Source organism: Mycobacterium sp. SMC-18, from assembly GCF_045310895.1.
Taxonomy (GTDB): domain Bacteria; phylum Actinomycetota; class Actinomycetes; order Mycobacteriales; family Mycobacteriaceae; genus Mycobacterium.
Genome location: NZ_JBJIAL010000086.1, coordinates 1 through 6,386, shown reverse-complemented (window position 1 = coordinate 6,386; position 6,386 = coordinate 1). Strand labels below are relative to the sequence as shown.

Here is a 6,386-nt window from a genome sequence, read left to right as displayed (position 1 = left end):
ATCCCGGGGCCGCTGGTACCGGCAATCATCCATCACGGCCACCTCAACGGCGGCCCACACGCAAGGAATCCCTATGAACCGCACTGTGATTGACCGTTCCCTCCACTATCGCAAACTGGCCGCAGTTGCGGCCGCTCCGCTAGTGGTGCTGACCCTGGTGCTAACACCACCGGCTCCGGCAGTGGCACAACCCAGCGGACTCGCCCCGGCCATCAGTTCCATCAGCGCCCGGGTGCCGGTACCCGCCTCGCCCGGTTGCCGCCATCACAAGCATAAGTGCTGGGGCCGTGGTGGAGGCTGGAGCGGCCACCGCTGACACGCGCTCAGTTCCCTCGCGGGCCTGCCGCCCCCGGCCCTTTGTTCACGCCGCGGGCGGCACCCCGCCCCGACCGCGCTGGGTATACGACTGTTGAATATCTTCACACTTCGGCACACTGACGTCATAGCCAGACCCTCGAAGCTCCCGACGGAACCGGCCCGGTCCGCACCATCGACTCGTCTGCGATGGCTGGGCGCATCGCGCGGGTTCTGATGGTGCTGATAGCCGTGTCATCGTCAATAGTGGCATTGCCCCAATCGGCTGTCGCAGTGACCACTGCAGTCGGAACAATGACGGCACAGCTTCGGGCAGGTGGCCCGTACTAACGCCCTACGGCGGCCCGCGTCCCTGGCACGGCCGGGGGCTTGCGTCTCACGCGGGCCGTGCTGACCCGGCGCTTGGACGCAGGACCCAGCGGAGCGTGATCGGCCACCACGCGCGTCGATTTTTTGCAGACGTGCAGGCGCTCATGCGCCCGCACCATCACCAAATGAGAGAGGCCATGGCACTAAGAATTTACCCAGCGAAGGAAAAAAGTAGCCGACTGCTTGCGCTCGGCTACAGTGGTGCACTCGCTGCTATTGCTGGCTACGTCAACTCGGTGGCGCTGCTGGTATGGCTGTTTCCGGTGGGCAACCTCACCGCGTTGACCACCAGCGTGGGGATGCATGCCAGCAATCCGCTGTTGTATTCGGGCCGCATGATCGCGGTGATCGTCATCGGGTTCCTTATCGGCGTCATGGGGGCTGGTGTGGTGCTGGCTCCACAGCGTGGCCACACCGGCCCTCGGCACGGGGGGGTGCTGCTCGCCGAGGCGGTGCTGCTGGTTGCTGCGGCCGGAATCGAACACCCTTTAATCAGGGCGCCGCTGGCCGCAGCAGCATGCGGATTACAAAATGGTATGACGTCGGGATTTCCGGAGATGGCGGTACGAACGACCCATTTCACTGGGACGCTTACCGACCTGGGACTGCTTGTGGCGCGTGGCTACTGGCACGGTGTGGACGTGTGGCGCGCCGCTGTATTGACCACGACAATAGTGCTGTTCGTCGGCGGTGCCGCTGTAGGGGTGATCGTCGGTGGCAACATCGGCGATCATGCGTTGTTGCCCGTCGCAGCGGTATGTGCAGCTCTGGCCGGCGTTAACGTGCTGCACAATCGTCGCAGCTATGCGTCTCAAAATTAGGGGCCGGCGAGAGCCTGTCAAGTTTTCTGTGTAAATCGCCTGCCTGATTGTTCGTATGTGAGTTTTCGTATGTGAGTTGTTGTGGTGCTTACAGATAACGTTCGATGCGGTCTGGGTAGACCAGCGCGAGTTGCTCGAGTGCCTTCTTCCAGTTGGTGACCACCTGCCCTTCCACGAGCCGTCCAGGGGCTGTGCGGCCCTGTTTCTGGCCGCGTTCCTTGGCCCGCTCGGCGGCGCGTTTGTCTTCGATGTTGCAGATCGCCAGCCACAGTAATTTGACCACTGCGGCGTCGTTGGGGAACTGGCCGCGGTGCTTGATGATCTTGCGCAGCTGATATTCAACGACTCGATTGAGTTGGTCGTGTAGATCACCCGGCGCAGCTCGGGCGGGAACGCCAAAAACGGGATGAACTGCTCCCATGCCCGTTCGAAAACCATTGTCACCGTTGGGTTCTTCTTCCCCAGCTCCGAGGCGGCGAACGCGTCCAACTCGACGCGGGCAGCGTCGGCATCGGGTGCGGTGTAGATCGGCTTGAGCGCCGCGGCCACGGCCTTGCGGTCGCCGTAGGACACGAACCGCAGCGCGTTGCGGAGTCAGGTGCACCACGCAGGTCTGCACCGCGGCCTGCGACCAGGTCGCGGCGATCGCCTCCGGAAAGCCCGTGAGCCCGTCGCAGCACACGATCAGCACGTCCTTGACACCCCGATTGGCCAGGTCCGCGCACACCGACGCCCAGAACGAGGCACCTTCATTGGGCTGGACCCAGATCCCCAGAACGTGCTTGACCCCGGCCATATCCACGCCCACCGCGATGTGCGCGGCCTTGTTGCGGGTGTGGCCACCGTCTTTGACCTTCACGATCATCGCGTCGAGGTAGATCACCGGATACAGCGGCTCCAACGGCCGGCGCTGCCAGGCCAGCACCTCATCGGAGATCTCTCGTCGACGATCTTGGAGATCGTCTCGTGCGACACCTCGGTCCCGATCGTCGATTGAAGATGAAATTGGATGTCCCGCAACGTCATTCCGCCTGCATATAGCGAAATGATCATGTCGTCGAGCTCGCCGATACGACGGGTGCCTTTAGGTACCAGTGTGGGGGTGAACGAGCCATCGCGATCCCGCGGCACATCCAGGGGCACCGGGCCGGCTTCGGTGAGCACGGTCTTGGGTGAGGTGCCGTTGCGAGCATTGGGAAGCACCCGACCGGCCGGGTCACCTTTGTCGTATCCCAGATGATCGGTCAGCTCGGCGGCCAGCCCGCGTTCGAGAGCGAGCTTGATCAGCCCGGGCAGCAGCCCGCCTTCACCGGTCAGCGCGACCTCGCCGGTATCGATCTGCGCCAGCAGATCATCGACCGCGCCCGACGCCCGAAGCGCCTCGGCCATCTCCACCGTGGAAGCCGCCTCAACCAGGGATGCATCCATGTTCTTGCCTGTTGTCACGTCCTGCGATCCTTCCGTTAACAGGACTTACACAGACCATTTGACACGCCCGCCGGCGAGCTCACCCGCGACGACCTGGTGAAGTCGGGGCGATTCACCTTGGCCTTGAACTTCTCGTCGTACCTCTTCGCCATAATGCGAACAACCTTCCCTCAAAAGAAGGCGCGCACAAAGTCGGGGCGGTTCACTGCGCAGATCGGCCACCATCTGCACCGCCCGCGCCTTCAACTCCTCCGGATACCGCCGTCTCGACGTCCCTGCAGCCATGGACCCATCCTTCCCAAAAGAAGAACTCTCCAGACACGCCGGGGCGGATCAGACAGGCTCAGTTCATGTTCCAGGGTTCGCCGTAGGTGGTGACGCTATCACCGGTCTTGGCGATCAGCCGGGCGAAGGGACGCAGAAGAACACCGCCGGCGGCGCCAGTAACCGTGCCATGGGCATTCGAGACGGCAACAGCACCGGCCGGGCCGGACACGTCCACCGAGAACGTCGCGACTTCCTGGATACCCGGACCATTGCCCAGGTCAGCAGAAATCGACACACCCGGGAATAGGTTCGGCGTGATGATGCCACCGAAACCGCTGCCGATGGTGCCCGGGAAGAACGTCGCCGGCGTCACATTATCGAGCAGGATGTTCGGTGTGGTGTAACTGAAATTGATCCCCACACCCAGCGACCATGGGAAACCAATCTGATAACCCAACTCCAACGTGCCCGCGAACTCATCACAACCCGTACCAGCGCAGTTGTACTTGGCCCGGCCCGAATGGAACCACTCACGCGTCAACCGGTTGCGATCCAGAGGGAACACCCCGTTGAGGAACGTGTCCCACTGCTGCACCGTCAACGTCCGATCCTGACCATCGACCAGGCTCAGCTCATTGTCCAGACCCGCATGAGATGTTCCCGCCCCCAGGAACAACGACGACACGGCCGCCGCCGCCAACAGGACCCGACCAACCACCCTCATGGTCCCCACCTTCTGCGGATTGATGATGTGTCATATGAAGTTTGCGACGGACGACAGTTCATCTGCAGTGTCCAGGAGAGTCACTAGCACATGTCTAGTTCATGTTCCATGGTTCGCCGTAGGTGGTGACGCTATCACCGGTCTTGGCGATCAGCCGGGCGAAGGGACGCAGAAGAACACCGCCGGCGGCGCCAGTAACCGTGCCATGGGCATTCGAGACGGCAACAGCACCGGCCGGGCCGGACACGTCCACCGAGAACGTCGCGACTTCCTGGATACCCGGACCATTGCCCAGGTCAGCAGAAATCGACACACCCGGGAATAGGTTCGGCGTGATGATGCCACCGAAACCGCTGCCGATGGTGCCCGGGAAGAACGTCGCCGGCGTCACATCATCGAGCAGGATGTTCGGTGTGGTGTAACTGAAATTGATCCCCACACCCAGCGACCATGGGAAACCAATCTGATAACCCAACTCCAACGTGCCCGCGAACTCATCACAACCCGTACCAGCGCAGTTGTACTTGGCCCGGCCCGAATGGAACCACTCACGCGTCAACCGGTTGCGATCCAGAGGGAACACCCCGTTGAGGAACGTGTCCCACTGCTGCACCGTCAACGTCCGATCCTGACCATCGACCAGGCTCAGCTCATTGTCCAGACCCGCATGGGACGTCCCCGCCCCCGCGCCCAGGAACGGCGACGACACCGCCGCTGCCATCGCCAACAGCACCCGACCAACCACCCTCATGGTCCCCACCTTTCCGAGTTTGATGTGCCGTATGAAGTTCCTTGCACACGGCGACGGCGCCGACAAGACCAGGAGACCCTGGTCTGCCGCCGCCGCCCCGAATTCGTTGCCGGCGCCAAGCATAAGCCCTAGCTGTACTCGGCCATCAGGTTGGTCGCGGTCGGCTGATGGGTGGTAGTCCGTCGAGTGCGCTGTGGCGGCGTTGAGTGTTGTAGAACTCGACCCAAGGTGCAAGGGCTCGGGCGCGGTCTGCGTTGGAGACGAAAACCCGGCGATAGGACCATTCGCATTGCAGCGTCCGGTTGTAGCGTTCGCTGCTCCTATGTTTGTCAAGCCGCGGCGGGTTGGCTGTTCGGGTCAGTGAGTTGTCTTGTGGTCGTGGGAGGTTGGCGTAGATCTCCCGGGCGATGTAGCGCTTGAGGCACCGGATGATCTCTCTTTTGCCGAGTCCTTCGTTGGTACGTCGTTCGACGTAAGCGCGGGTCGGCTCGTGATGGCGTAGTCGCACGATAGTGACGATGTAGAGGGCACTGTTGGCTTGGCGGTCGCCGCTGCGGCAGAGGCGATGGCGGCCGGTGGTTCGTCCGCTGCTGGCGGGCTGTGGGGCCACGCCACAGAGTTTTGCGAAGGCTTTCTCGTTGCGGATCCGTTCGGGGTTGTCCCCAGCGATAACGAGGAACTGACCGGCCAGCTCGACCCCGACGCCGAAGTGTGGTTCCCCCGAGATCGTGGAGGAAGAATCGGCTGAGATCGGTCCAGGGCCTGGATCTGGGATTTCTCATCGACGCTGACCACCACCGCTCCTTTGGGCGGGTCCAGATACAGCCCGACCACCTCACGCAACTTGGCCTCCAACTCCGGGTCGGTGGAGAACTTGAAGGTTTCCACCCGGTGCGGCTGGATGTTCCATTTGCGCCAGATGCGAGCCACGGAGGCGAATGAAATTCCCAACCGGGTGGCCATCAACCGTGCAGACCAGTGCGTGACCCCCAGATGGGCCGGCGGTTTGCCCCTGTCCGCCAATGTTTCCGACAACACCGCGATCTCGTCGATCACCGCCGCACGCCCCGGCCGGGGATCGTCATCGAGTCCTTCGATACCGCAATCCTGGTAGCGGCCACGCCATTCGAGCACCGTGCGCCGCGTGGTGCCCGTCCGGTCGGCGATATCGGTATTGGGCATACCGTCGGCGGCCAGCAGCACGATCCGCGCCCGGGTCGCCAGTCCTGCCTTCACCGTCGAAGCCCGTGTCAACGACTCCAGTCGAGCCCGGTCACCATCACGCAACTGCAATGCTGCGGCCGTATACATCCGCTAATTCTTGCGGCCAACCAAACGTAAATGAATTAACGACACGCAACACTAGCGATGGCCTCCCTGGCCGCCCTGGCCGCCGCCCCAGGCTCCGTGCGCGCCGCCCCAACCGCCGTGGCCGCTGTCGCAATTGCCGTGCGGTGGGATTAACCAGCACTTGTCGTGGTGGCCGGGACTGGGTCGCGTTGGAGCACTGAATGTGGCTGGCGGTGCCGCACCATGGCCTGCCGCTTGCGTGGTTGCCGGAGCGGAGAGGGCTAGTGCGGAGGCGGCCGCTGGTGCGGCGATCGCTACCGCGAAACGATGAACAGCCTTGATAGTCATAGGGATTCCTTGCGTGTGGGCCGCCGTTGAGGTGGCCGTGATGGATGATTGCCGGTACCAGCGGCCCCGGGAT

General features: G+C 62.8%; 3 protein-coding genes and 4 pseudogenes. 1 reads left to right on the top strand and 6 read right to left on the bottom strand.

The genetic code is table 11. The features are described from left to right. The first annotated feature begins 821 nt into the window (after positions 1-821). Positions 822-1,505, top strand: a complete 684-nt coding sequence (locus ACJH6J_RS29800) for a YoaK family protein (RefSeq protein WP_406785184.1) — start codon at positions 822-824, stop codon at positions 1,503-1,505. An 88-nt stretch (positions 1,506-1,593) separates the two neighbouring features. Here ACJH6J_RS29800 and ACJH6J_RS29795 read toward each other — a convergent pair. From ACJH6J_RS29795 to ACJH6J_RS29770, 6 genes and pseudogenes are all read right to left on the bottom strand, one after another. Beyond that, positions 1,594-2,951: pseudogene (locus ACJH6J_RS29795) on the bottom strand (IS256 family transposase). A 325-nt stretch (positions 2,952-3,276) separates the two neighbouring features. Next, positions 3,277-3,924 (bottom strand): MspA family porin, encoded by a 648-nt coding sequence (locus tag ACJH6J_RS29790; RefSeq protein WP_406776332.1) that lies wholly within the window; start codon positions 3,922-3,924, stop codon positions 3,277-3,279. Positions 3,925-4,018: 94 nt separating this feature from the next. Continuing rightward, positions 4,019-4,675, bottom strand: coding sequence for an MspA family porin (locus ACJH6J_RS29785; protein WP_406776331.1), 657 nt, complete (start codon positions 4,673-4,675; stop codon positions 4,019-4,021). A 145-nt stretch (positions 4,676-4,820) separates the two neighbouring features. After that, positions 4,821-4,988: pseudogene (locus ACJH6J_RS29780) on the bottom strand (integrase core domain-containing protein); the annotation flags it as partial. Positions 4,989-5,066: 78 nt separating this feature from the next. After that, positions 5,067-5,381: pseudogene (locus ACJH6J_RS29775) on the bottom strand (transposase); the annotation flags it as partial. Between the two features lie 29 nt (positions 5,382-5,410). Beyond that, a pseudogene (locus tag ACJH6J_RS29770) lies at positions 5,411-5,986 on the bottom strand (IS630 family transposase); the annotation flags it as partial. Between the last annotated feature and the right edge of the window lie 400 nt (positions 5,987-6,386).

Bases quoted from the DNA above. Each gene is read 5' to 3' on its own strand.
- ACJH6J_RS29800 (WP_406785184.1), top strand. From the start codon at position 822: ATGGCACTAAGAATTTACCCAGCGAAGGAAAAAAGTAGCCGACTGCTT.
- ACJH6J_RS29790 (WP_406776332.1), bottom strand. From the start codon at position 3,924: ATGAGGGTGGTTGGTCGGGTCCTGTTGGCGGCGGCGGCCGTGTCGTCG.
- ACJH6J_RS29785 (WP_406776331.1), bottom strand. From the start codon at position 4,675: ATGAGGGTGGTTGGTCGGGTGCTGTTGGCGATGGCAGCGGCGGTGTCG.